At 60.6% G+C, this 21,940-nt stretch carries 19 protein-coding genes; 10 read left to right on the plus strand and 9 right to left on the minus strand.

The window, feature by feature from the left end; all coding sequences use genetic code 11:
* Positions 1-93 precede the first annotated feature (93 nt).
* The 3 genes from gor to rpiA form a co-directional block, all read right to left on the minus strand.
* Positions 94-1,479: a glutathione-disulfide reductase gene (gor, locus tag BUA38_RS00540; protein WP_072815876.1), complete on the minus strand. Its 1,386-nt coding sequence runs from the start codon at positions 1,477-1,479 to the stop codon at positions 94-96.
* A 332-nt stretch (positions 1,480-1,811) separates the two neighbouring features.
* Positions 1,812-2,351 carry a DUF2059 domain-containing protein gene (locus BUA38_RS00545; protein WP_072815878.1) on the minus strand — a complete coding sequence of 180 codons (540 nt, stop codon included), beginning with the start codon at positions 2,349-2,351 and terminating at the stop codon, positions 1,812-1,814.
* 24 nt (positions 2,352-2,375) lie between these two features.
* Positions 2,376-3,074 carry a ribose-5-phosphate isomerase RpiA gene (gene rpiA / locus BUA38_RS00550; RefSeq protein ID WP_072815880.1) on the minus strand — a complete coding sequence of 233 codons (699 nt, stop codon included), beginning with the start codon at positions 3,072-3,074 and terminating at the stop codon, positions 2,376-2,378.
* 201 nt (positions 3,075-3,275) lie between these two features.
* Between rpiA and BUA38_RS00555 the strand changes: the two genes are divergently transcribed.
* From BUA38_RS00555 to BUA38_RS00575, 5 genes are all read left to right on the plus strand, one after another.
* The gene (locus BUA38_RS00555) at positions 3,276-3,947 is read left to right on the plus strand and encodes an HAD family hydrolase (protein WP_072815882.1); all 672 of its coding nucleotides are present in this window, start codon (positions 3,276-3,278) and stop codon (positions 3,945-3,947) included.
* Positions 3,948-4,239: 292 nt separating this feature from the next.
* Complete coding sequence (locus BUA38_RS00560) at positions 4,240-4,707, plus strand: hypothetical protein (RefSeq protein ID WP_072815885.1); 468 nt, start codon at positions 4,240-4,242, stop codon at positions 4,705-4,707.
* A 311-nt stretch (positions 4,708-5,018) separates the two neighbouring features.
* The gene (gene moaA / locus BUA38_RS00565) at positions 5,019-6,050 is read left to right on the plus strand and encodes a GTP 3',8-cyclase MoaA (RefSeq protein ID WP_072825685.1); all 1,032 of its coding nucleotides are present in this window, start codon (positions 5,019-5,021) and stop codon (positions 6,048-6,050) included.
* Positions 6,051-6,324: 274 nt separating this feature from the next.
* Positions 6,325-6,864 carry a TRAP transporter small permease subunit gene (locus BUA38_RS00570; RefSeq protein WP_072825687.1) on the plus strand — a complete coding sequence of 180 codons (540 nt, stop codon included), beginning with the start codon at positions 6,325-6,327 and terminating at the stop codon, positions 6,862-6,864.
* Positions 6,861-8,462 (plus strand): TRAP transporter large permease, encoded by a 1,602-nt coding sequence (locus BUA38_RS00575; protein ID WP_072815887.1) that lies wholly within the window; start codon positions 6,861-6,863, stop codon positions 8,460-8,462. Before BUA38_RS00570 ends, BUA38_RS00575 begins: the two co-directional genes overlap by 4 nt.
* Before the next feature lie 205 nt (positions 8,463-8,667).
* Here BUA38_RS00575 and BUA38_RS00580 read toward each other — a convergent pair whose 3' ends face one another.
* A complete protein-coding gene (locus tag BUA38_RS00580; protein ID WP_083587385.1) occupies positions 8,668-9,627 on the minus strand; it encodes a helix-turn-helix domain-containing protein in 960 nt (319 codons plus the stop codon).
* A gap of 418 nt (positions 9,628-10,045) precedes the next feature.
* Between BUA38_RS00580 and BUA38_RS00585 the strand changes: the two genes are divergently transcribed.
* Together BUA38_RS00585 and BUA38_RS00590 are read left to right on the plus strand one after the other, a co-directional pair.
* Positions 10,046-10,537, plus strand: coding sequence for a winged helix-turn-helix domain-containing protein (locus BUA38_RS00585; RefSeq protein ID WP_172805957.1), 492 nt, complete (start codon positions 10,046-10,048; stop codon positions 10,535-10,537).
* Between the two features lie 207 nt (positions 10,538-10,744).
* On the plus strand, positions 10,745-12,184 hold the full coding sequence (locus tag BUA38_RS00590; RefSeq protein ID WP_072815891.1) for an IS1182 family transposase: 1,440 nt from the start codon (positions 10,745-10,747) through the stop codon (positions 12,182-12,184).
* Positions 12,185-12,295: 111 nt separating this feature from the next.
* On the opposite strand, the gene BUA38_RS00595 is transcribed toward BUA38_RS00590, so the two are convergent.
* A complete protein-coding gene (locus BUA38_RS00595; RefSeq protein WP_072815894.1) occupies positions 12,296-13,654 on the minus strand; it encodes an adenylate/guanylate cyclase domain-containing protein in 1,359 nt (452 codons plus the stop codon).
* Positions 13,655-14,039: 385 nt separating this feature from the next.
* Here BUA38_RS00595 and BUA38_RS00600 point away from each other — a divergent pair, with 385 nt between their 5' ends.
* Positions 14,040-15,386, plus strand: a complete 1,347-nt coding sequence (locus tag BUA38_RS00600) for a PAS domain S-box protein (RefSeq protein ID WP_244553161.1) — start codon at positions 14,040-14,042, stop codon at positions 15,384-15,386.
* 380 nt (positions 15,387-15,766) lie between these two features.
* Positions 15,767-16,525, plus strand: a complete 759-nt coding sequence (locus tag BUA38_RS00605) for a GNAT family N-acetyltransferase (protein ID WP_244553162.1) — start codon at positions 15,767-15,769, stop codon at positions 16,523-16,525.
* A gap of 138 nt (positions 16,526-16,663) precedes the next feature.
* On the opposite strand, the gene BUA38_RS00610 is transcribed toward BUA38_RS00605, so the two are convergent.
* The 4 genes from BUA38_RS00610 to BUA38_RS00625 form a co-directional block, all read right to left on the minus strand.
* Entirely contained in the window at positions 16,664-17,752 is a 1,089-nt protein-coding gene (locus tag BUA38_RS00610) for a TRAP transporter substrate-binding protein (protein WP_072815898.1), read from the minus strand.
* A gap of 172 nt (positions 17,753-17,924) precedes the next feature.
* Positions 17,925-19,013, minus strand: a complete 1,089-nt coding sequence (locus BUA38_RS00615) for a TRAP transporter substrate-binding protein (RefSeq protein WP_072815900.1) — start codon at positions 19,011-19,013, stop codon at positions 17,925-17,927.
* 146 nt (positions 19,014-19,159) lie between these two features.
* On the minus strand, positions 19,160-20,293 hold the full coding sequence (locus tag BUA38_RS00620) for an Mrp/NBP35 family ATP-binding protein (RefSeq protein ID WP_072815902.1): 1,134 nt from the start codon (positions 20,291-20,293) through the stop codon (positions 19,160-19,162).
* Between the two features lie 56 nt (positions 20,294-20,349).
* The gene (locus BUA38_RS00625; RefSeq protein WP_072815905.1) at positions 20,350-20,784 is read right to left on the minus strand and encodes a VOC family protein; all 435 of its coding nucleotides are present in this window, start codon (positions 20,782-20,784) and stop codon (positions 20,350-20,352) included.
* A 220-nt stretch (positions 20,785-21,004) separates the two neighbouring features.
* On the opposite strand from BUA38_RS00625, the gene BUA38_RS00630 reads away from it, so the two are divergent.
* The gene (locus BUA38_RS00630; RefSeq protein WP_072815907.1) at positions 21,005-21,874 is read left to right on the plus strand and encodes an NAD(P)-dependent oxidoreductase; all 870 of its coding nucleotides are present in this window, start codon (positions 21,005-21,007) and stop codon (positions 21,872-21,874) included.
* Positions 21,875-21,940 lie beyond the last annotated feature (66 nt).

A 21,940-nucleotide genomic window follows, 5' to 3' on the forward strand; every position in this document is an offset into this window, starting at 1 on the left:
CCGCCGTCTCGAACCATGAGGCCATCCACACGGGCCTCATCCTTCGAGACGCGCGCAAGCGCGCTCCTCAGGATGAGGGTTTTTGAAGCGCCCCTACTCCGCCGCGGCGCGGACGTGCCGCGCGATCGGGTTACGCATGGTCACGAGTTCTTCGGCCGCGGTCGGGTGCAGCGCCATGGTGGCGTCGAAATCGGCTTTCGTCGCCTTCATCTTCACGGCGATGCCGAGCACCTGAACCATTTCCGCGGCGCCGTCGCCGACGATATGACAGCCGACCACGCGATCGGTTGCGCCGTCGACCACGAGCTTCATCAGCATGCGGGTGTCGCGGCCGGACATCGTCGCCTTCATCGGGCGGAACGTCGCTTTGTAGATGTCGACCGTGGCAAACCGTTCGCAGGCCTGCGCTTCGGTCAGGCCGACGGTGCCGACTTCCGGCTGGCTGAACACCGCGGTCGGAATATCGGCGTGATCGACCCGCACCTCGCGCTTGCCGAACACCGTGTCGGCGAACGCATGACCCTCGCGGATCGCCACCGGCGTCAGATTGATGCGGTGGGTGACGTCGCCGACCGCATAGATGTTGTCCGCGGACGTTTTCGAGAAGCCGTCGACCGCGATGCCGCCGTTCTTCGCATCGAGCGCGACGCCGGCCTTCTCGAGCCCGAGCCCCCTGATGTTCGGGTGACGGCCGATCGCAAACATCACCTTGTCCGACGCAATGCTTGAGCCGTTCGACAGATGCGTGGTGAAGTCGTGCGCGTGCTTGTCGACCCTGGCCACCGTGCAGCCGGTCAGGATGGTGATGCCGGCCTTTTCCATTTCGCTGCGGACATGCGTGCGCACGTCCTCGTCGAAGCCGCGCAGGATATTGTCGCCGCGATAGATCACGGTCACGTCGGAGCCGAAGCCGGCGAAGATGCAGGCGAATTCCAGCGCGATGTAGCCGCCGCCCTGGATCACGATCCGCCGCGGCAGTTGCGGCAGATGAAACGCCTCGTTGGAGGAGATCACGTGTTCGATGCCGGGAATGGCCTCGCCGTGGTTCGGCGCGCCGCCGGTGGCGATCAGCACGTATTTGGAACGCACCGCCTCGCCGCTCGCAAGCCGCAGCGTGTGCGCGTCCTCGAGCACGGCGCGGGTCTTCAGCACCTTCGCGCCGGATTTTTCGACGTTGGTGGTGTAGGCCGCCTCGAGCCGGGCGATTTCCTTGTCCTTGTTGGCGATTAAAGTCGCCCAGTCGAAAGTGGGCTGCGGCACGGTCCAGCCGAAGCCAACGGCGTCCTCGAACTCCTGATGGAAATGCGAGGCATAGACCAGCAGCTTCTTCGGCACGCACCCGCGGATCACGCAGGTGCCGCCCATCCGGTACTCCTCCGCGATCATCACCCGCGCGCCATAGCCGGCCGCGATGCGGGCCGCGCGCACGCCGCCCGACCCTCCGCCGATGACAAACAGATCGGTATCGAATTCGGCCATGTCAGTCCCGCTCACAGTCAGATGGGCATGGCCCAAGATGTAGGCGAACTGTCACGGCGTGGGAAGTGTGCCGGCCGCGCTATCACACCAGACCTGCATCGGCGCCTCTTATCCCTCCCCCTTGCGGGGTCCGAGGCGAGCGATAGCGAGCCGGGGTGGGGGTCAAAAATTACGTTCGAAGCCGGACGTTCTGCCGACGCGAGCGCCCCCACCCGACCGTCGCTGCGCGCATAGCTGATACAAAGCATCGGCGTTCTTGGACCTAAGAACGGCGACCGAGGGTCGCCTACGCACCCTCCCCGCGCGTTCCGCGGGGGAGGGAAAAGCGAAGCCTAGCCCAGCGGCTTGCCGCGCTTCTTCATCTCGGTGCGGAATTCGTTGGCCACCGCCTCGGAGAAGCTCTGCGCCCACTGGTTCATGTACATCATGCTGGCCTGGATCGCGTTCGGCTCCATCGTGAGCAGCTTCTGGCCGAGCGCCGACTTGTAGAACGTGGTGAGGTCCTTCATTTCCTGCTCGGTGAAATCGTTGGCGTAGATCTTGGCCATCTGCTCGCCGATGTCCTTTTCCTTGCCGGCCATGTCCTTCGCGACCGTCACCGCGACCTCGTTGAGGTCCTTCTGATAGCTCAGGTTGTTGGCGAGGAACTGGTCCTTGGTGCGCTGAATGATGCTCGGCACCGCATTGACGTAGACCTGGGCCACATTCTTCACCGTGAGCAGGTCACGCGCCGCCTGCATGGCGGAAGCCGACACCGGCTTGAGCTCGGGCACTTGCGGGGCGCCAGGCTGTTGCGCGGCGGCGGGTAGCACCGAAAGCGCCAGCGACAGCGCCACGCCGGCGGCGAGCAAAATTCCCGATGAACGTTTCATTTCAATCTCTCCTTTTGGCGGCGTTTATTGCCGCTCAACAACACGAATTCCCTGGGAGCCGGCGAGCATCGCCACGCTGGCAAGACCGATGAATAGCCCGTGCTCGACGACGCCCGGAATAAGACCGAGTGACTGCGCAAGACCCGGCGCATCGCCGATGCGCCCGAGATGGGCGTCGACGATCCAGTGGCCGCCATCGGTGACAAAAACGTGACCGTCTTTGGCTTTTCGCACCACTAATTCGCCGGCAACGCCACAGGCAACGAAAGCCTTTTCGATCGCCCGCTGCGTGGCGCCGAGGCCAAACGGGATGACCTCGATCGGCAGCGGGAAGCGGCCCAGCGTTTCGACCCATTTGGTGTCGTCGGCGATCACGATCATGCGGTCGGAGGCGGCAGCCACGATCTTCTCGCGCAGCAGCGCGCCGCCGCCGCCCTTGATCAGGTTGAGCGCGGGGTCGATCTCGTCCGCGCCATCGACGGTGAGGTCGAGGCGGTCGACCTCATCCAGCGTGGTGAGGCGAATGCCGCAGCGGATGGCATCATGGCGCGTGGTCTCCGACGTCGGCACGCCGATCACCTCTAGGCCGTCGCGCACCCGCGCGCCCAATAGCTCGACGAAATGCCTGGCGGTCGATCCGGTGCCGAGCCCGAGCTTCATCCCGCTCTGGACGTATTCGAGCGCGCGCGCCGCCGCCTGGCGTTTCAGTTCTTCGGAGTTCACGTACCAACGATCCCTGTCGCGCCGCGTGGATAGCGCCCGTTTGTTCCGGGCGGACTATTAGCCCCGTTTTGAGAGCAGGAACAGCGTTCAGAACACTCCGGGGACCAAAATCGGACGGGAAGTCCGCTGAAATTGGATTGTTTCCGGCCGGAAAATGTCCGCCCCTTGCGTGTTTGGCGGCGGGAAGCTAGCCGTCTCTCTATGTCCTCTGCCCGCACCGTCGTCTTCGACCTCGATGGCACCCTGGTCGATACCGCACCCGACCTCGTCAATGCGCTCAACTTCGTGCTTCAGCGCGAAGGCATGCCGCCAGTGCCGCTGCAATCCGCGCGCGGCATGATCGGCGCCGGCGCGCGTAAGCTGATCGAGCGCGGCCTTGAAGTCGACGGCCGCGACACCACCCCGGCCGAGCTTGCGCGCCTGACCGAGGACTTCATCGCCTACTATGCCGAGCACATCGCCGACAGTTCCCGGCCCTTCGACGGGCTCGAGGCGGCGCTCGATGACCTTCAAGGCCGCGGCTACCATTTCGCGGTCTGCACCAACAAGCTCGAATGGCTGTCGAAGCGGCTTCTGGACCGGCTGGCCTTAAGCCCGCGCTTTGCCGCGATCTGTGGCGCCGATACGTTCGGGGTCGCCAAGCCCGATCCCGCCATTTTCCGGCAGACGGTCGCCCGCGCCGGCGGCGACGTGTCCTCGGCCATCATGGTGGGAGATGCGGGGCCGGATGTCGGCGTCGCCCGCCGCGCCGGGGTTCCCGTGATCGGCGTCTCGTTTGGCTATACGGAAGTTCCGATTGCGGACCTCAAACCGGACCGCGTGATCGATCACATGAGCGAGTTGACCGCAGCGATCGAAGCGCTCGCGAGGTAGCTTCAGTTCCCCGTTCAACTCTTTGTTTCCAAATATTGTTTGCGTCCGGCCGCAAACGTTAACCATCAATTAACCAAGCTGGTTGCGCTGATATGCCGAGGCTCCTATGGTCGGCCTCGGGGATTGTGGCAGTTGGCCGCACCGGTGGATGACTTTGACGGATTGACCGGTTTCTTCGCGGGCAAAGTGCGCTTCGCGGGGGTTCGCGACCGACGTGCCCGCACAATCGAGATGGGATCACGGCCCGACCTATACCCAGCGGGGCCCGTGACCTTGGAGTGACGGGTCAATCATGCGTCGTGCTTTCGCGATGGCCGTAGCCGCAATCGGCCTGGCCGGCTGCTCATCGTTTTCGTCGGGCGACTATTTCAGTTCGCTCCGATCACCGCCACCTTCCGCTCAGGTTCAGCTTGAATCGACGCCGCCCGGCGCCGAAGCGCGCACCTCGCTCGGGCCCGGCTGCAAGACGCCCTGCTCGGTCAGCGTGACGCCGCCGGACAGCGCCACCAGTTTCCTGGTGAACTATTCGCTGCCCGGCCGGCAGCCGGCCGGCGTTCCGGTCAACATCATCAAGGTCGACGGCGGGATATTCGGCTACAATACCATCAAGGTCGAGCCGAACCCGGTGGTCGCCGAATTGCAGCCGATCGGCCCGCCGCCGAAGGCGGCAAAGCCGCCCATGCGCCCGAAGCGGAAGAAGCCCGCCACGGCGGCGCCCCCGGATGGCTCGATCGACCAGGCCGCCCCTCCCCAGCGCTAATTGTCCGCACTGCACAAGAGCCCGTGATATCTGGCGTTTTGCCGGATTGTGCAGGATGTCCAACGTGCCTACATTGAGATAACGCTTGACTGCGCTAGTGCCCCGCTTCCGAAGTTCGCACTGCTTGCGGCCCCTCGTTTACGAACTTCGGAATCGATAGGACACTAGCCAAACCTATTGATCTAGTGCGGCTTTGGTTCAAAAGTCCGCATGAGGAAGTCGCGGCATCGGTGATGCGGACTTTCGAACCGTCGCACAAGGGCCGGAAGCCCGAGGGCATTCCCTTAAGGCTGTCCGCCCAAAGGCATATGATGACCGTAGCCCTGTCTCCCTCGCCTGCCCTGTTGCGTCCGATGACCGATCCGTTCGGCCGGACGATCAGCTATCTGCGCGTCTCGGTCACGGACCGCTGCGACCTGCGCTGCTTCTATTGCATGGCGGAGGACATGACCTTCCTGCCGAAGGCCGATCTCCTGACGCTCGAGGAACTTGACCGGCTGTGCTCGGCCTTCATCGCCAAGGGTGTGAATAAGCTGCGCCTGACCGGCGGCGAACCGCTGGTCCGCCGCAACGTGATGTCGCTGGTGCGCTCGCTGTCGCGCCACCTCGTCTCCGGCGCGCTCGGCGAGCTGACGCTGACCACCAACGGCTCGCAGCTCGCACGCTTTGCCGACGAACTCGCCGATTGCGGCGTGCGCCGCATCAACGTCTCGCTCGACACGCTGGATGCGGAAAAGTTTCGCGCCATCACCCGCTGGGGTGATCTCGGCAAGGTGCTTGAGGGCATCGAGGCGGCGCGCGCGGCGGGCCTTGCCGTGAAGATCAACGCGGTCGCGCTGAAGGGCATCAACGAGGACGAAATCCCCTCGCTGATGGAATGGGCGCACGGCAAAGGCATGGGACTGACGCTGATCGAGGTGATGCCGATGGGCGACATCGGCGCCGGGCGGATCGATCAATACGTGCCGCTGTCGCTGGTGCGCGCGCGGCTGGCCAAGCGCTTCACCATGACCGACCTCGCCGAGAACACCGGCGGACCGGCACGCTATGTCAGCGTGCATGAGACCGGCGGCAAGCTCGGCTTCATCACGCCGATGACGCATAATTTCTGCGAGGCCTGCAACCGCGTGCGCATCACCTGCACGGGTACGCTGCATACCTGTCTCGGACACGAGGATGCCTCCGACCTGCGCAAGCCGCTGCGCGCATCGCCCGACAACGATCTGCTCGCGGCCGCCATCGATCGCGCCATCGGCCTGAAGCCGAAGGGCCATGATTTCATCATCGACCGCCGGCACAACCGGCCGAGCGTCAGCCGCCATATGAGTGTTACCGGCGGTTGAGGAGGATTGGACCACTAGCCCTCCAACCGCTTGATCCTTCGTCAATTTGCCCATTTTCCAATTGACGGGGCCGTAACGCGCTGAAATGGTGCGGCCGGTTTTTATTGCTTTCGCGCCTGACAAAAGCCGCTGCATCGGATCGGCGAGTAGAAGACGGCACGGGCGCCGGGGGAGGACATCGGTTGCAATCGGTACTGCAATTCCGCATGCGCGGAATCCGTTTTAGCTTCGCAAAAGCTGCGGGCGGCGTTTGATGGCCGCCGGGACAGGCGCGATGCGTCCGTTGCTGGCGCTGAGCGAAGCGATCGACGCTCTCAACGAAAAGATCGGATACATCTGCAACTTCCTGGTGCTGGCTGCCTGCGTCGTCAGCGCGGCGAATGCGATGGTCCGCTACGCCTTCGGCTATTCGTCGAACGGCTGGCTGGAACTGCAATGGTACATGTTTGCGTTCCTGGTCATGTTCGGCGCCTCCTACACGTTCAAGCGCAACGAGCATGTGCGGGTCGAGATCTTCTACCTGTTTCTCTCCGAGCGCGGCCAGCTCTGGCTCGACATGATCGGCACGCTGTTCTTCCTGATCCCGGCCTGCCTGCTGCTCGCCTACCTGTCCTGGCCGTTCTTCATGCAGGCCTATGCCGTCGGCGAAATGTCCGGCAATGCCGGCGGACTGCTCCGCTGGCCGATCAAGTTCGTAATCCCATCCGGCTTCGTCCTGCTCGCACTGCAAGGCGTCTCGGAAGTCATCAAACGCATCGCGGCGCTGCGGGGCGAAGTGACGATCGACGCGAAATACGAGAGGCCGACGCAATGATTACGCTGCAAACGATGCCGCCGCTGATGTTTGGCGGCCTGGTCGTTGCCATGCTGATCGGCTTCCCCGTGGCGTTCACGCTCGCCGCGGTCGGGCTCTCGTTCGGCTTTCTTGCGATTCATCTCGGCTTCTTCGACCTGAACTTCCTTCAGGCCATTCCGGGCCGCGTATTCGGCAGCGTACTCTCCAACGAGCTGCTGCTCGCGATTCCCTTCTTCACCTTCATGGGCGCGATCCTCGAGCGCTGCGGCCTGGCCGAAGACATGCTCGACTCGATGGGACAATTGTTCGGTCCCATCCGCGGCGGGCTCGGCTACTCCGTCATCATCGTCGGCTTCATCCTCGGCGCCATCACCGGCACGGTGGCGGCACAAGTGATCGCGATGGCGCTGATCTCGATGCCGGTGATGATCCGCTACGGCTACAACATGCGTTACATCACGGGCGTCTTGGCGGCCTCAGGCACCATCACCCAGCTTGTGCCGCCGTCGCTGGTGCTGATCGTGCTCGCCGACCAGCTCGGCAAGTCGGTCGGCGACATGTATCTCGGCGCGTGGGGACCGTCGGTGTTCCAGATCCTGCTGTTTGCCGGCTACACCTTCGTGCTTGGCATCTTCAAGCCGAGCCACGTGCCGCCGGTGCCGAAGGATGCGCGCACACTGACCGGCTGGGCACTCTGGAAGAAATGCCTGATGGGCATCATTCCTTCGGCCGTGCTGATCTTCGTCGTGCTCGGCACCATGATGATGGGCCTCGCGACGCCGACGGAAGCCGGCGCCATGGGCGCGGTCGGCGCCATCGTGCTCGCGGCGATTCACAGCAAGGATTTTTCGACCACCGGCCGCAAGGTCCTCATCATCGGCGCGATCGCCGGCGGCATCGGCACGATGGTCGGCATGTTTGCCACCGAAGGATTGATCTTCAAACTGGCCTTTGCCGCCACCTATCTCGCCGTGCTCTGGATCTGCCTCGAAGCGGTTCGCATTCCTGACCTGCGCGACCTGATCAAGCAGGGTTACGAGACCACCATGCGCATCACGTGCATGGTCACCTTCATTCTGATCGGCTCGACATGTTTTTCGGTCGTGTTCCTCGGTGTCTCCGGCGGCGTCTGGCTTGAGCACCTCTTGACCTCGCTGCCGGGCGGCGTCTGGGGCTTTTTGATCTTCATCAACCTCTTCATCTTCTTTGTCGCCTTCTTCCTGGATTTCTTTGAAATCGCATTCATCATCCTGCCGATGATCGCGCCGATCGCCCAGAAGATCCTCGCTCCTGTGGTCGGCCCCGATGCGGCGCTGATCTGGTTCGGCGTCATGCTCTGCGTGAACATGCAGACCTCCTTCATGCACCCGCCATTTGGCTTCGCGCTGTTCTACCTGCGCGGCGTGGCGCCCAAGGAGGTCAAGAGTTCCGACATCTATTGGGGCGCGCTGCCCTGGGTCGGCTTGCAGATGGTGATGGTCGCGCTTGTCATCGCCTTCCCGATCACGGTGACGGGCCTGCTCGACAAGCCGGCCAATGTTGACCTGAACCAGATCAGGATCGAGGTGCCGCAGATCGACCTGCCGCCGCTCGATTTCGGACCGCCGGCGAAGTAGTCCCGGTCCACATAGAGGCAAACGAAAACCCCGGAAAGCAAAGGCTTTCCGGGGTTTTTTGCTTTATGAACTCGCTCGGCCGAACTAGGGCGTGGGCATATAGCGACGATGTCCGCTTATGAGGGGCAGAACAGACATCCCGAGGTCACGTTGCCATGTCGGCTTTTGACGGAACGGACATTCTGAAGCATGGCATCGGCCCGCGTCAGGCTCGGGAACTTACGGAGCGTTTCCATCGGCTCGGGCTATCGCCCACGATCCTTCCGAATGCACGCGTGAATGTGGACTGATCGGAAAAGCCCGATTGCAAGGCGATATTGGCGATGGGAAGATCGCTGGTGAGCAGCAGCGCTTTCGCGTAGTCAATCCTTCGTTCAAGGAGCCAGCGATAGGGAGAAACACCGAAGCTCTTCCGGAAGGCGCGTGTGAAGTGGCTCACCGATAGCCCGCACTCACGGGCCAAGTCGGAAAGACGAACGCCCCCATCTAGATTCTCCCTAACCATCTCGGTGGCGCGCCTCCCTTGCCACGGGGCCAGCCCTCCTCGTTTTGTGACGCCCAAAGGAGGAACACCGGCATACGTCTTCAGTACGTGAGCGCCGAAGATAAGGCTAAATTGATCTAGCGCCAGGGAGTTTGTCCAGTCGCGCGAGCCTATGAGGGGCAAGACATACTGCGTGAGCTGGGCCAGTACGATATCGTGCTCACCTTGTGCAAACCTGTAAGACCCGACCGGTTTTATCCCGTGGTCTTTCGCAATTTCGTCCAACCCAGCTCTAGGCACATGGTAGTGCACGTAGTCGAAACCAGTCCCTGTCCAGCAACACGGATCAGACTGAAGGTCAAAGAATTGCGTGTGGAACGACGGAATATACGGAGCGCCTATAGCCTTTCCAACATCTACGGCCTTTCCGTCGATCCAAAGCTCGTAGGTGCGCAGCGGCACAGGTAGAATCGAAACCGAAATAAGGAGCGCAGCTTCCCTTGGGACAGGCGTCGTGCGGTCCGGAAGGCCAGCGTCGGACTGCAAACGCGTGATAGCGAAAAGATTGTTTACCGGCCACGCTGTAGAAACTTGCTCACTCTCCTTTAGGTGAAAGTGAGCGGCCAGATTACTTCCGAACGCACCCTTCGTGTATTGCGACGTGTCTGCGTTTTGGGTCATGGCCGAAGCCCTTGCGCACGGGCTTGAACGGTATGAAAGCTAGGTTCCCTCGTCTAGCGTGCTGCGGCCCAAAATCTAATAAAATGCTCGGATCGGCAAATAACAGTAAAATCTGCAAAGACCCCGGCGCGCGCCCGCTGCCTATGGTGAGAACTAGAAACCTCTGGACTACTCGCCTTTCGGTCGATGCCTCGCTTCTGCAGCCAGCGGCGTTCCAGGACTAGCGCTGAGGCGGCTGAAGGGAAGCCGCGGTAACCAGTAGTGTTCGGGACTCACGGATCGAGGAAGTATACGGCCTCGTGTCTTCCACCGTCATCGACTGGGCTTGGCAACCATGTCTCGGGATGGAGTCTACGGAAGCCTAAGGTTCGGCCCTTTCGAGCTTTCGAGCAGGGACAGGATACTTCGGCGCGAAGGCATGGAGCTTCCCCTCGGCAGCAGGGCACTCGACATTCTTGTATATTTGGCGGAGCGCCCCGGCGAAGTCATCCCAAAGAAGCAACTTATTGATCACGTCTGGCCGGACGTTGTCGTCGAAGAGGGAAGTCTGCGCGTCCATGTAGCCGCCATCCGCAAGGCGCTCAGGGACGGCCAATTCGGCGATCGATACATCGCGAACATCCGGGGGAGAGGCTATTGCTTCGTGGCGAAGGTCGTCCGAGTTGAAGATGGCAAGGACGGCGGAAGCAATGACCCCAATTTTCGAGGAAGGCTCGCTGCGCGACCTCTAATACTGATCGGCGGCGGAGCGGATGTTTCCCAGGTTCGCAATTGGATTCGACAGGGACGGCTCGTCACCCTGGTTGGTCCAAACGGCATCGGCAGGACGACGTTCGCCGTGGCTGCCGGTCATGACGCGAAGGTGAAGCCGATTGCAGCCTTGGTTCAAGCTTTGAAAGTGCGGCGTTGATCCTTGACCGTATCTAAGCGTTGATCGACTTAAGTAAGTGACTTCGGTTTTTGGCACAAAACCGACATGTCGTTGCGGTCGCCACATGTCGGCTGTTGGGGGACAAACGGACGTCGATCAGACATCGCCTGAGGTCCGAGTTTGACCCTGGCTGTGTGAAAACGCATCGTCGCTGTTATGATTCTCCAGTGATTCTTGGAGAAATCGATGAGGCGCTTCGTTGAGGAGGCGGATCGTGGGCAATGGACGCTGTTGCCCGGATGCCTTGATGATTTTATTGACGAGAGCAACCCGGTTCGTGTGATCGACGTGTTTGGCGACGCGCTCGACTTGGCCGAGATGAGTTTCGAAGGGGTAGAGCCGGCAGCAACTGGTCGGCCGTCGTACCATCCCTCGGTTCTCCTGAAGCTGTACATCTACGGCTATTTGAACCGGCTGCAGTCGAGCCGGCGGCTGGAACGAGAGGCCGGACGCAATGTGGAGGTCATGTGGTTGCTGGGTCGGCTCGCGCCTGATCACAAGACGATCGCGGACTTCCGCAAAGACAATGGTCTGGCGCTTCGCAAGGTATGTGCGCGCTTTGTCGAACTCTGCCGTGAAATGGGCCTTCTCGCGACGACGAGCGTTGCCATTGATGGCAGCAAGTTCAAGGCCGTGAACAACCGGGACAGGAACTTCACAAAAGCGAAGGTGGAGCGGCGACGCGCTCAGCTAGAGGAGAGCGTCGCGCGCTATCTGAGCCAACTCGACACCGCCGACAGGCAGGAGCCGACTGAAGCGCTGGCCGCGAAGGTGACAAGGCTCACCGAGAAACTGACGAAACTGAAGGAGGAAATGGGCAAGCTTGCGGTTTACGAGAAGCGGATGCTGGCTTCGCCTGACCAGCAAATCTCTCTGACCGATCCCGACAGCCGTTCGATGGCAACGAGCGGGCGTGGGTCTGGCGTTGTCGGCTACAATGTGCAGGTCGCGGTCGATACCGATCATCACCTGATTATCGCGCACGAGGTAACGAACACCGGCTCGGACCGGGCACAACTCGCCAACATCGCGTCTCGTGCAAAGGATGTCCTCGGTGTCGAAAAATTAGAAGCCGTTGCTGATCGTGGCTACTACAGCAGCGAGGAAATCCTTGCCTGCGACAAGGCGGGAATTGCGGTGACGCTTCCCAAGCCGATGACATCAGGTCTTGAGGCACGGGGTCGCTTTGGCAAACAGGACTTTGTCTATCTCAGCGACGAGGATGCGTATCGCTGTCCGGCTGGCGAAAAGCTGATCTACCACTACACCAATGAGGAACACGGGCAGCAGCTACGGCGCTATTGGACTAATGCGTGCCGCGACTGTGCACTCAAAGCTAGCTGCACAACCGGCAAGGAGCGGCGGATTACGCGCTGGGAGCATGAGCATGTGCTGGAAGAAATGCAGAGGCGCCTCGACAACAACCCCATGGCCATGCGGCAGCGGCGCGAGACAGTCGAACATCCGTTCGGCACGATGAAAGCCCGCATGGGGGCGACGCACTTCCTCACAAAAACGCTTCCAAAAGTAGCCGCCGAGATGGCCCTCTCGGTTCTCGCCTACAATCTGACCCGGGTAATGAACATCGTCGGGATCAAGCCGCTGATCGCCGCGATCGTGGCCTGAGACACCACTTGGGCCGACTGCCAGGGGCGACATCGCTAAGGCCGTTTTGACACGACCAAGACCCAAAGCGGACACCGCCCGAGTAGCAGAGGCGCGTGTTCAAGGGCCGGCTTATCGGACCGAATACAGCCTCCAGCTGCCGTCGATCCCCTTCAGAACATGCTCGCCGCGATCGCCAAAGGTATCAGCGCCGCCGAGCATCATGTCGCGCACCGTAGAGGAAGTCCAAAGTTCTCCGGCGGCCGCATGTTGCTCGACCCGGGCGGCAAGGTTCACCGCAATTCCCGAGATGTCGCCATCATCATGTACTTCGATTTGTCCAACGTGCAGACCGGCGCGGATTGTCACGCCCATCCCGCCAAGGGCATCGCACATTTCAATACCGCAAGCTACGCCCTGAAAAGGAGCGTCAAAGATTGCAAGCAGGCCATCGCCTGTGCTCTTGATCAACCGGCCGCCGTGTTGACCGATGAGTTCGCGCGTCACCCGATCATGACCTTCAAGCATTGCACGCCACTTTGCGTCGCCCAAAGCAGACGATTGACGGGTCGAGTCAACAATATCGGTGAAAAGGATCGCTCCGAATTTACGACTGGAAGTTCGCTTCAGAGCCGCGCCTGTGTAGAACTCGATAGCTGCATCGGTCGGATCGCGCCAATTCGGCATGATCCAGGCGAAGTGGTCGTCGCCCGCAATTTCACGGTAGACGGCGTTGGGGATGATCTGCGCCAAAAGCCGACTACCAGCGACCGGAAGAACCTGGTCTCCCTTGACATGCATAACCATGGTTCGACTTGAAATTCGTTCTGGGGCATCTCCGGCGTCCAGAGTATGGATACTCTCCACCTGTCTACGCAAATCCCTTGGACTGCATGTCATGCGTTGCAATCGCCCGGTCCAGCGAATGAAGGATCCGTTCCCACTTTGGCTGGGCGTCATCCAGTCTACCATACACGCCGGTTGTTCAGACCAGGTTTCGACCAGATTGAGGAAACGCTCGTAAATCTCCTTGGTCGTTCGCAAGGGGAGATCGCCGTCCTGCACGTAGTCGGGGATACGCTTCCGGTAACGCGGGGGTACCACGGAGTTGAGAAGCACCAGGCTCTCGACTCGCTCTGGAAAATCCGCCGCGAAAAGCTGCCCCATGGCACCTCCCTCGGAGATGCCGAAGAAATGTGCCTTTTCCCAACTCACGGCGCTCATGACAGCCCCGATGTCTTCAATGCGTTGTGAAAGCGTTGGAAGCTCGTCGAAGCGATCCGAAAGTCCGATACCCCGCTTGTCGAAATGCACGCAGGTAAAATGCTTCCCAAGGTACTCAAGGGAGCGGCCAATTAACTCGTGCTCCCAAACGATTTCTACGTTGCTAATGAGAGGTGGCACGATCATCAGGGCTGGACCTTCGCCCCACTTCTGGTAAGCGATCCGAAGTTCGCCAGACCTTGCATAATGCGTCTCAGGTGTTCGCATAACAATCACCTTTGGCTCACGCGAATACTTACGCTAATTGACAAACCTTTGGAACCGCATTCGGCTTTGAAGAAGGCCTTGATCGAGCCGGAATCCTTATCGGCAAGAGCTACCGAAGACCACCGATTCCCTTTGTTGGTCGATCAGCCGGGGTGATGAGTGAGCCTACTTCCGAAATTGGCACGAAGCTGACAAAGCCTTTGCCCTGATCAGGGTCCGCTGCTGGGGGACAAACAGACGTGGACCATTCGCTTTTCGAAGTCTCACTTTGGACCCAAAAGGGACCTCACATTTCCGCCCCCAGACGATCACAAGTGCTATAATTTTGTCCAAGGTCCGCGCGGCGTCGGGGGCCTGAGGGTTCGTTGTGAGGCGGAAAGACAACGTGGGACTTGAGCGCGAGCCTGCTACCAACGAGGCGGCACTCGAACGTGCGGAGCGCTTGGCCAATCTGCTGACACTATCCTACGAACCGATGCTCGCGTGGCGACTGGATGGGCCAATCGAGTTCTGGAACGCAGGTGCCGAGCGGCTTTACGGTTTCGCGCAAGACGAAGCGGTGGGACATACAAGCCACGCTCTGCTTCGGACTGAATTTCCGATTGATTTTGCTGACTTGCGCTCGCAACTCAAAGATAGGCGAGATTGGTCGGGCGAGCTACGTCACACCTGCAAAAATGGCAGAAAAGTCGTCGTCGAGAGTCATATGCAGTTGTTTAGTGGCAACTTGGTGCTCGAAGCCAATCGCGACATTACCAAACGTATGGAGATCGAAACTGCGCTTGGCGAAAGCGAACAACGGTTGCGTTGGCTGGCCTCCTTAGTCGAATCCAGCGACGACGCGATTGTAAGCAAAAATCTCGATGGTATCATTACAAGCTGGAATAGCGGTGCTGAGCGCGTCTTCGGCTACTCTGCGAGCGAGGCAATTGGTCAACCCATTACTCTTGTGATCCCTCAGGATCGGCAAAGCGAAGAACGTGAGATTTTAACGCGCATCCGACGAGGTGAGCGCATCGATCATTTTGAGACTGTTCGGCAACGCAAGCACGGCAACTCGATCGTCGTTTCACTGACCGTTTCTCCTGTCAAAGATGCCAACGGCAAAATCGTCGGCGCATCAAAGATTGCGAGAGATATTACCGAGCAGAAGAGAAATCAGGAGCTGATCGTGACCTTGGCTCGGGAGGCCGAGCATCGCAGCAAGAACTTACTTGCGAACGCATTGGCAACGGTCAATCTGTCTCAGTCAAGCTCGCCAGATGGTCTCAAACAGATAATCGCTGGACGCATCCAGGCACTAGCAAATGTCTGCTCGCTTTTCGCGGCAACACGCTGGATCGGTGCCGAGCTAACGGCGATTGCGACACAGGAACTAGCTCCCTATTCCGCGATGAACGGCGAACGAACTTTCATAGATGGCCCGCAAGCCATGTTGGAGCCAGACGCCGCTCAAGCTATTGCGATAACGTTGCACGAGTTGGCCACCAACGCTGCGAAATACGGTGCTTTGTCCACGCCCCACGGCCAAGTCCGCTTGGAATGGTCACACGCGGCTGACCGTCGATTGCGACTACGCTGGATTGAGACAGGTGGTCCAATCGCGCAGAAACCTACGCAAAAGGGACTCGGGAGCCGTATCATCGAACAAATGATCGTCCAGCAAAAGGGTACAGTTCGCTTTGACTGGCGCAATGACGGGCTTGTTTGCGAAATTTTACTTCTGGTGTGAGGATGTCTGCTGTTGGCACTTAGCCGACGTGTTTGGCGGCTACGGCGATGTCCGCTTCTGAGGGCAGAACCGACATCCCGTGGTCACGTTGCCATGCCGGCTTATGCTCGAAGCGACCCGGGGCTGAGGCAAATTGCCCATGCGCCGTCCGTCTTTAAAGCCGATAAATTATTTGACGTCGCGGCCTAGCTACTTGATCTTTGGCACAGTGAAGGGTTTCCTTGGGGGCTCGTCAAATGCCGATCCGGTGCAGACCCGCCCGCGCGCAGGATCTGGAGCGAGCGGACCGGCTCGTCGTCGCCAGCATTAACGACCTCACCGTACGTCACGGCTTTGGAGCGATGGCCGTTTCGCATCCGCCCCATTTTTAGTTATTTTCGTTGCAGGACGATCCCGGCGGCCTGTGGGTGGCGGAAGAAGGCGATGAAATCCTCGGCTTCGCATGGAGCTGGACCTGCGGCGATCTGTGGTTTCTCGCGCAGTTATTCGTGTCACCCGGACATCAAGGCCGCAGCATCGGCAACGAATTGCTGCAACGAACATTTGAACATGCGCAAAATTCCGGTGCGACCACCAGGGCTCTGATCACCTTCACCTTCAACCGGGTATCGCAAGGCCTTTATATTCGCCACGGACTATTCCCGCGGTTTCCGATTTACTTTTTCGACGTCACACGTGATCGTCTGCTGGGCCGGCCACCGGGCGCGCAATTCCGACATGCCCGGCTCGAAGAGACTGCCTCGGACCTGAAGAGCCTTGCCGAAATTGACGCCCGCGTGCTGGGCATATCGCGCGAGAAGCATCACCGGTATCTGATCAATGAGCCCGCGACGCGAGGCGTGGCCCTTTACGCCGGGGACGACTGCGTTGGCTATGCTTATGTCAGTAGCAGCGGCCACATCGGACCTCTCGCGGTCTCGCGGCCCGACGCACTTGCCACCGCCTTCAGGACCGCCATCGCCTTGGCCGCGGAGAGCAGCGCTTCGAAGGTCTCGGCATTTCTTCCTGGCGCAAGCGAGATGGCTTTGAGCATCGCGGTCGAACATGGGATGCGAATCACGTTTCCCATGCTCCTGATGTCGACCCGAGATTTCGGCGATTGGACTAGATATCTGCCCCGCAATCCGGGTTTCATGTAATTGCGAGACTTGGGCGGCTTTTTCCTTGGCCGCATGCGCCATATCGAAAGGTGCGTTGTCCGTTCATAGCGCTTGGTCCACATGAAAACCCCGGAAAGCCCAGGCTTTCCGGGGTTTTGTTTTGTCGGCCGCTTTGGATCAGATCTGCGCGTGGCGCGCCATGAAGTTGTCGTAGCCGACTTCGGCGACCTGGATCCACTGATATCCCGTGCTGGAATAAGCCGTCAGCGAATCCAGCAGCTTCTTGAAATTGGGGTTGGTGGCGGCGACTTCCGCATGCAGTTCTCTCGCCGCCTTGAAGCTCGCCTCCATGATCGGCTGCGAGAACCCGTGCAGCTTGGCGCCGCCCGCCAGCAGCTTCTTCAGCGCGGTCGGATTGACCGTGTCGTACTTCGCCATCATCCAGTTGTTGGCGAGGTGGCCAGCCTGCTCGAGGATGTTCTGATAGTACTTCGGCAGCGCATTCCATTTGTCGAGATTGATCATCGCAAGCAGCATCGGGCCGCCTTCCCACCAGCCGGGATAATAGTAATGCGGCGCGACCTTGTAGAGGCCGAGCTTCTCGTCGTCATAGGGACCGACCCACTCGGCGGCATCGATCGTGCCTTTTTCCAGCGCCGGATAGATGTCGCCGCCGGCAAGCTGCTGCGGCACGCAGCCGAGCTTCTGCATCACGCGACCGGCAAAGCCGCCGATGCGGAATTTCAACCCTTCCAGGTCGGCAACCGTGTTGATCTCCTTGCGGAACCAGCCACCCATCTGACACGTGGTGTTGCCCGCGAGCAGCGAGGTGACGTTGTAGTTTTTGTAGAACTCGTTCAGCAGCTCCTTGCCGCCGCCGAGCATGTACCAGGCCTGGTTGAGGCGCGCATTGGGACCGAACGGGATCGAGGAGCCGAACGTGAAGGTCGCATCCTTGCCGAAATAATAATAGGACGCGGTGTGGCCCATCTCGACGGTGCCGTTCTGCACGGCATCGAGCACCTGCAAGCCAGGCACGATTTCGCCGGCCGCAAACGTCTGAATCTGAAACTTGTTGTCGGTGGCCTCACCGACCACCTTGGCCATCACCTCGGCCGCACCATGCAACGTGTCGAGCGATTTCGGCCAGCTCGTCGTCATGCGCCACTTCAGCTCCGGCATCGATTGCGCAATCGCCGGAGCTGCGACGCTGGCCGCCGCCGCGGCCCCTATTCCCGTGACCTTGATAAAGTCGCGACGCTTCATTGAATTCCCTTCCCTTGCCGTTTGATGATCTGTGTCAGCCTTCGTTTCGAGGCCTTGGTATTTCCGAGCATGAAGCATCCGATTTCGGATTTCCATGTCGATCTCTCATCTCGCAACGCAAAAAGCCCGGCGTCTTGCGACGCCGGGCCTCCGGACACGCTTAAATGGACAATTAGCCGCGGGTGCGCGAGCGGATCATGAAGCTGTCGAAGGTGTATTCCGCCACCTGCCACCACAGATATTCGTCCGAGCGATAGGCCTGCATCGCATCGATCGACTTCTTGAAATCGGCATTCTTGGCGGAGATTTCAGCCCACAATTCGTTGGTCGCCTTCAGGCAGGCTTCGAGCACCTCGTTGGTGAAGGGCCGAAGCTGGGTGCCGCCGGCGACCAGTCGCTTCAGTGCGGCCGGGTTCTGCATGTCGTAACGCGCGGCCATCCAGCTATTGGCATTGGCCGCCGCGTTGGTGACGATTGCCTGATAGTTCTTCGGCAACGAATTCCACTTCTCGAGGTTGCAGTAGGCATGCACGGTCGGCCCGCCCTCCCAGAAGCCGGGATAGTAGTAGTACTTCGCGACCTTCTGGAAGCCGAGCTTCTCGTCGTCATACGGACCGACCCACTCGGCCGCGTCGATCGTGCCTTTTTCGAGCGCCGGATAGATGTCGCCGCCGGCAAGCTGCTGTGGCACGACGCCGACCTTTTGCAACACCTGCCCCGCGATGCCGCCGATGCGGAATTTCAGACCCGACAGATCGGCAACGGTCTTGATCTCCTTGCGGAACCAACCGCCCATCTGCGTGCCGGTGTTGCCGCAGGGGAATCCGATCACGTTAAACTTCTTGAAGAACTCGTTGCCGAGCTCTTGGCCCCCGCCCTGATACCACCAGGAATTCTGCATGCGCGCGTTCAGGCCGAACGGCACCGAGGCGTAGATCGCAAAGGTCGGGTCCTTGCCGACATAATAATAAGAGACGGTGTGGCACAGCTCGATGGTGCCGTTCGACGTCGCGTCGAGCGCTTGCAGACCCGGGACGATTTCGCCGGCGGCGAAAACCTGGATCTGAAACTTGTTGTCGGTCATCTCGGCGACGTATTTGGCGAACTCGGTGGCGCCGTTGTAGATCGTGTCGAGCGACTTCGGGAAACTTGACGTCATACGCCATTTGATTTCAGGCGAGGACTGCGCAATCGCCGGCGAAGCCACAGCGCTCGCCGCAGCTCCCGCTGCTGAAACCTTCAAAAAATCACGACGCTTCATCTAAGGCATCTCCTTGATCGACATTTCCCGAAATTGAACGGAGCTCTTCTTTCGGCTCTAAACCCGGCTTAACACGGAAGCCGGTCCGGCCAAAACCACATCAACGCGTTGATTCAACGAAAGTCTGATATGAAATTGGAGCTTGATCAGGCCGCCGCGTGGGTAGCTTTAAGCTGGTCGCGGACCTTGGATGCAATCTCCCGGTAGATCGCCGCATACGGCCCCTTCGGCTCGCTCTCGACGACGGGAGTGCCACTATCAGACGTGGTGCGGATTGAGATGTGCAGCGGGATTTCGCCGAGAAACGGTACCCCGAGACGCTCGGCCTCATGGCGCGCGCCGCCATGGCCGAAAATGTCCGACTGCGTGCCGCAATGCGGGCACTGGAAGTAGCTCATGTTCTCGATGATGCCTAGCACGGGGACATTGACCTTCGTGAACATTGCCAGTCCGCGCCGCGCATCGATCAGCGACAGGTCCTGCGGCGTCGAAATGATGATCGCGCCCTTGAGCGGCACGTTCTGCGCCAGCGTCAACTGCGCATCGCCAGTGCCCGGCGGCATGTCGACCACCAAAACATCCAGCGCGCCCCAGGCGACGTCACGCAACATCTGCGTCACCGCCGACATCACCATCGGCCCGCGCCAGATCATCGCGGTCTCTTCTTCGACCAGGAAGCCGATCGACATGATCGACAAGCCGAAGCGCTGAAGCGGGATCATCTTGCGCTCGTCGTTCAACTGCGGCTTGCCGCGAAGGCCGGTCAAACGCGGCACCGACGGCCCGTAGATATCGGCGTCGAGCAGACCGACGCGCAAACCGAGATCGCGCAAGCCCAGCGCGAGATTGAGCGCGGTGGTCGATTTTCCGACGCCGCCCTTGCCGGAGGCAACCGCAATGACAGCCGCAACGCCTGGAATTTCGGCCTGCTTCGCCATCGGCGAGGCCCCACCCGGAGGCCCGCGGTGAGCCGCCACGTTCTGCACGCCATGGCCGTGCCGGTGTGGCTGTGGCGGAGCCGCCGCGGCCCCTGCCTTTCGTTCGGCGGTCAGCGCGACCATGACGACTTCGACGCCGGGAATGGCCCGCACGGCAGCTTCGGCTGCCGCACGAACGCTTTCCCAGGCGCGCGCTTCGGTGGCTTCCACGTTGATCGAGAAAAACACCTTGCCGTCATTGGCCGTGATCGGCGACAGCACGCCTGCATTGGACAGGCTCACGCCGCGCGGCGTGGCCACCTTGCTAAGGGCATCCTGGACTTGTTGCTGCGTCGCGCCCACGGGGCATCTCCTGAATATTTTCGGATGCGACCGTTAGAGCGTTCCGGCGCTAAAATCTAGCGCCTGCCGGGATCGTCGGTCCGCTCGAGCGGACGCTCGCCCTGCTCCTTGGCGGCCTCGTAATTCAGCTCGATCATCACCCCATTTGGGTCGTTGACGAAGATCTGCCAGAGGTCGCCGCCCGGAACCTGCCGCGCGTCGAACGGCATTTTCTTGGACTGAAGCCGGGCCTTCATGGCGTCGAAGCCGCGGCTCACGAAGGCCACGTGATGGACCACGCCGGAATCGGCCTTCTGCGCCTCTGCCGTCGGCGAAATATCGACCAGGTGCACCACCGCCTTGCCCTCGCTGTACATCCAGGCGCCGGGAAAGGCGAAATTCGGCCGTTCGCCCTTTTCGAGGCCCAGGACGTCCTCGTAGAACCGTACGGTTTCGGCGAGATGGCGGGTCCGGATATTGAAATGGTCAAGCACGCCCACGCTCATGGACATAGGTTATCTCTCCCTTTTTGTTTTGAAACTCGACACCTCGACGATGCTAGCATAAAACCACGCCCGCCCGCCAAATGGAGGCTTTGCCAGTCCTTTAGGCATGCTCTCGATGCGCGCGGGTTTAAGGCGGGCCTGTTTCGAGCACGAAAGCCAGTCACCCGTCTCTCTTCCAGATCATGCCCGGCCACCAATGCGCCGGCAGAACCCCAGGATTGCACAAATGGCTAAAGTCGCTTTTCTCGGTCTCGGCGTCATGGGCTACCCCATGGCAGGGCACCTCGTCGCCAAGGGCGGCCATGAGGTGACGGTCTACAACCGGACCCCGGCGAAGGCCAAACAATGGGCCGAGAAGTTCAAGGGCAAGACCGCCGCGACGCCAAAGGCCGCGGCCGAAGGCCAGGATTTCGTGATGTGCTGCGTCGGCAACGACAACGACCTGCGCGCGGTCACGATCGGCGCCGACGGCGCCTTTGCCGGCATGAAGAAGGGCGCAACCTTCGTCGACCACACCACAGCTTCCGCCGAGGTCGCCCGTGAGCTCGATGCGGCGGCCACCAAGGCCGGCTTCCAGTTCGTCGACGCGCCCGTGTCCGGTGGACAGGCCGGCGCTGAAAACGGCGTGCTCACGGTGATGTGCGGCGGCAGCAAAGAGGCTTACGCCGGTGCCGAACCTGTGATCGCCGCCTATGCGCGGATGTGCAAGCTGCTCGGCCCCGCGGGAAGTGGCCAGCTCACCAAGATGGTGAACCAGATCTGCATCGCCGGTCTCGTGCAGGGGCTTTCCGAGGGCATCCATTTTGCGAAGAAGTCGGGTCTCGACATTGCGTCTGTGATCGAAACCATCTCCAAGGGCGCGGCGCAGTCCTGGCAGATGGAGAACCGCTACAAGACCATGAACGAGGGCAAATACGATTTCGGCTTTGCGGTCGAATGGATGCGCAAGGACCTGTCGATCTGCCTCGCCGAAGCCCGCCGCAACGGCGCGCACCTGCCGGCGACCGCGCTGGTCGATCAGTTCTACTCGGAAGTCGAGAAGATGGGCGGCAAGCGCTGGGATACGTCGAGCCTGCTGGCGCGGCTGGAGAAATAAGCTCCACGCCGGCTCATCCGAAAAGGCCCCAGCGCCGCCCAAGTCGAGCATGATCGCTCGGCGGCG

This window comes from Bradyrhizobium erythrophlei, from assembly GCF_900142985.1.
Taxonomy (GTDB): domain Bacteria; phylum Pseudomonadota; class Alphaproteobacteria; order Rhizobiales; family Xanthobacteraceae; genus Bradyrhizobium; species Bradyrhizobium erythrophlei_B.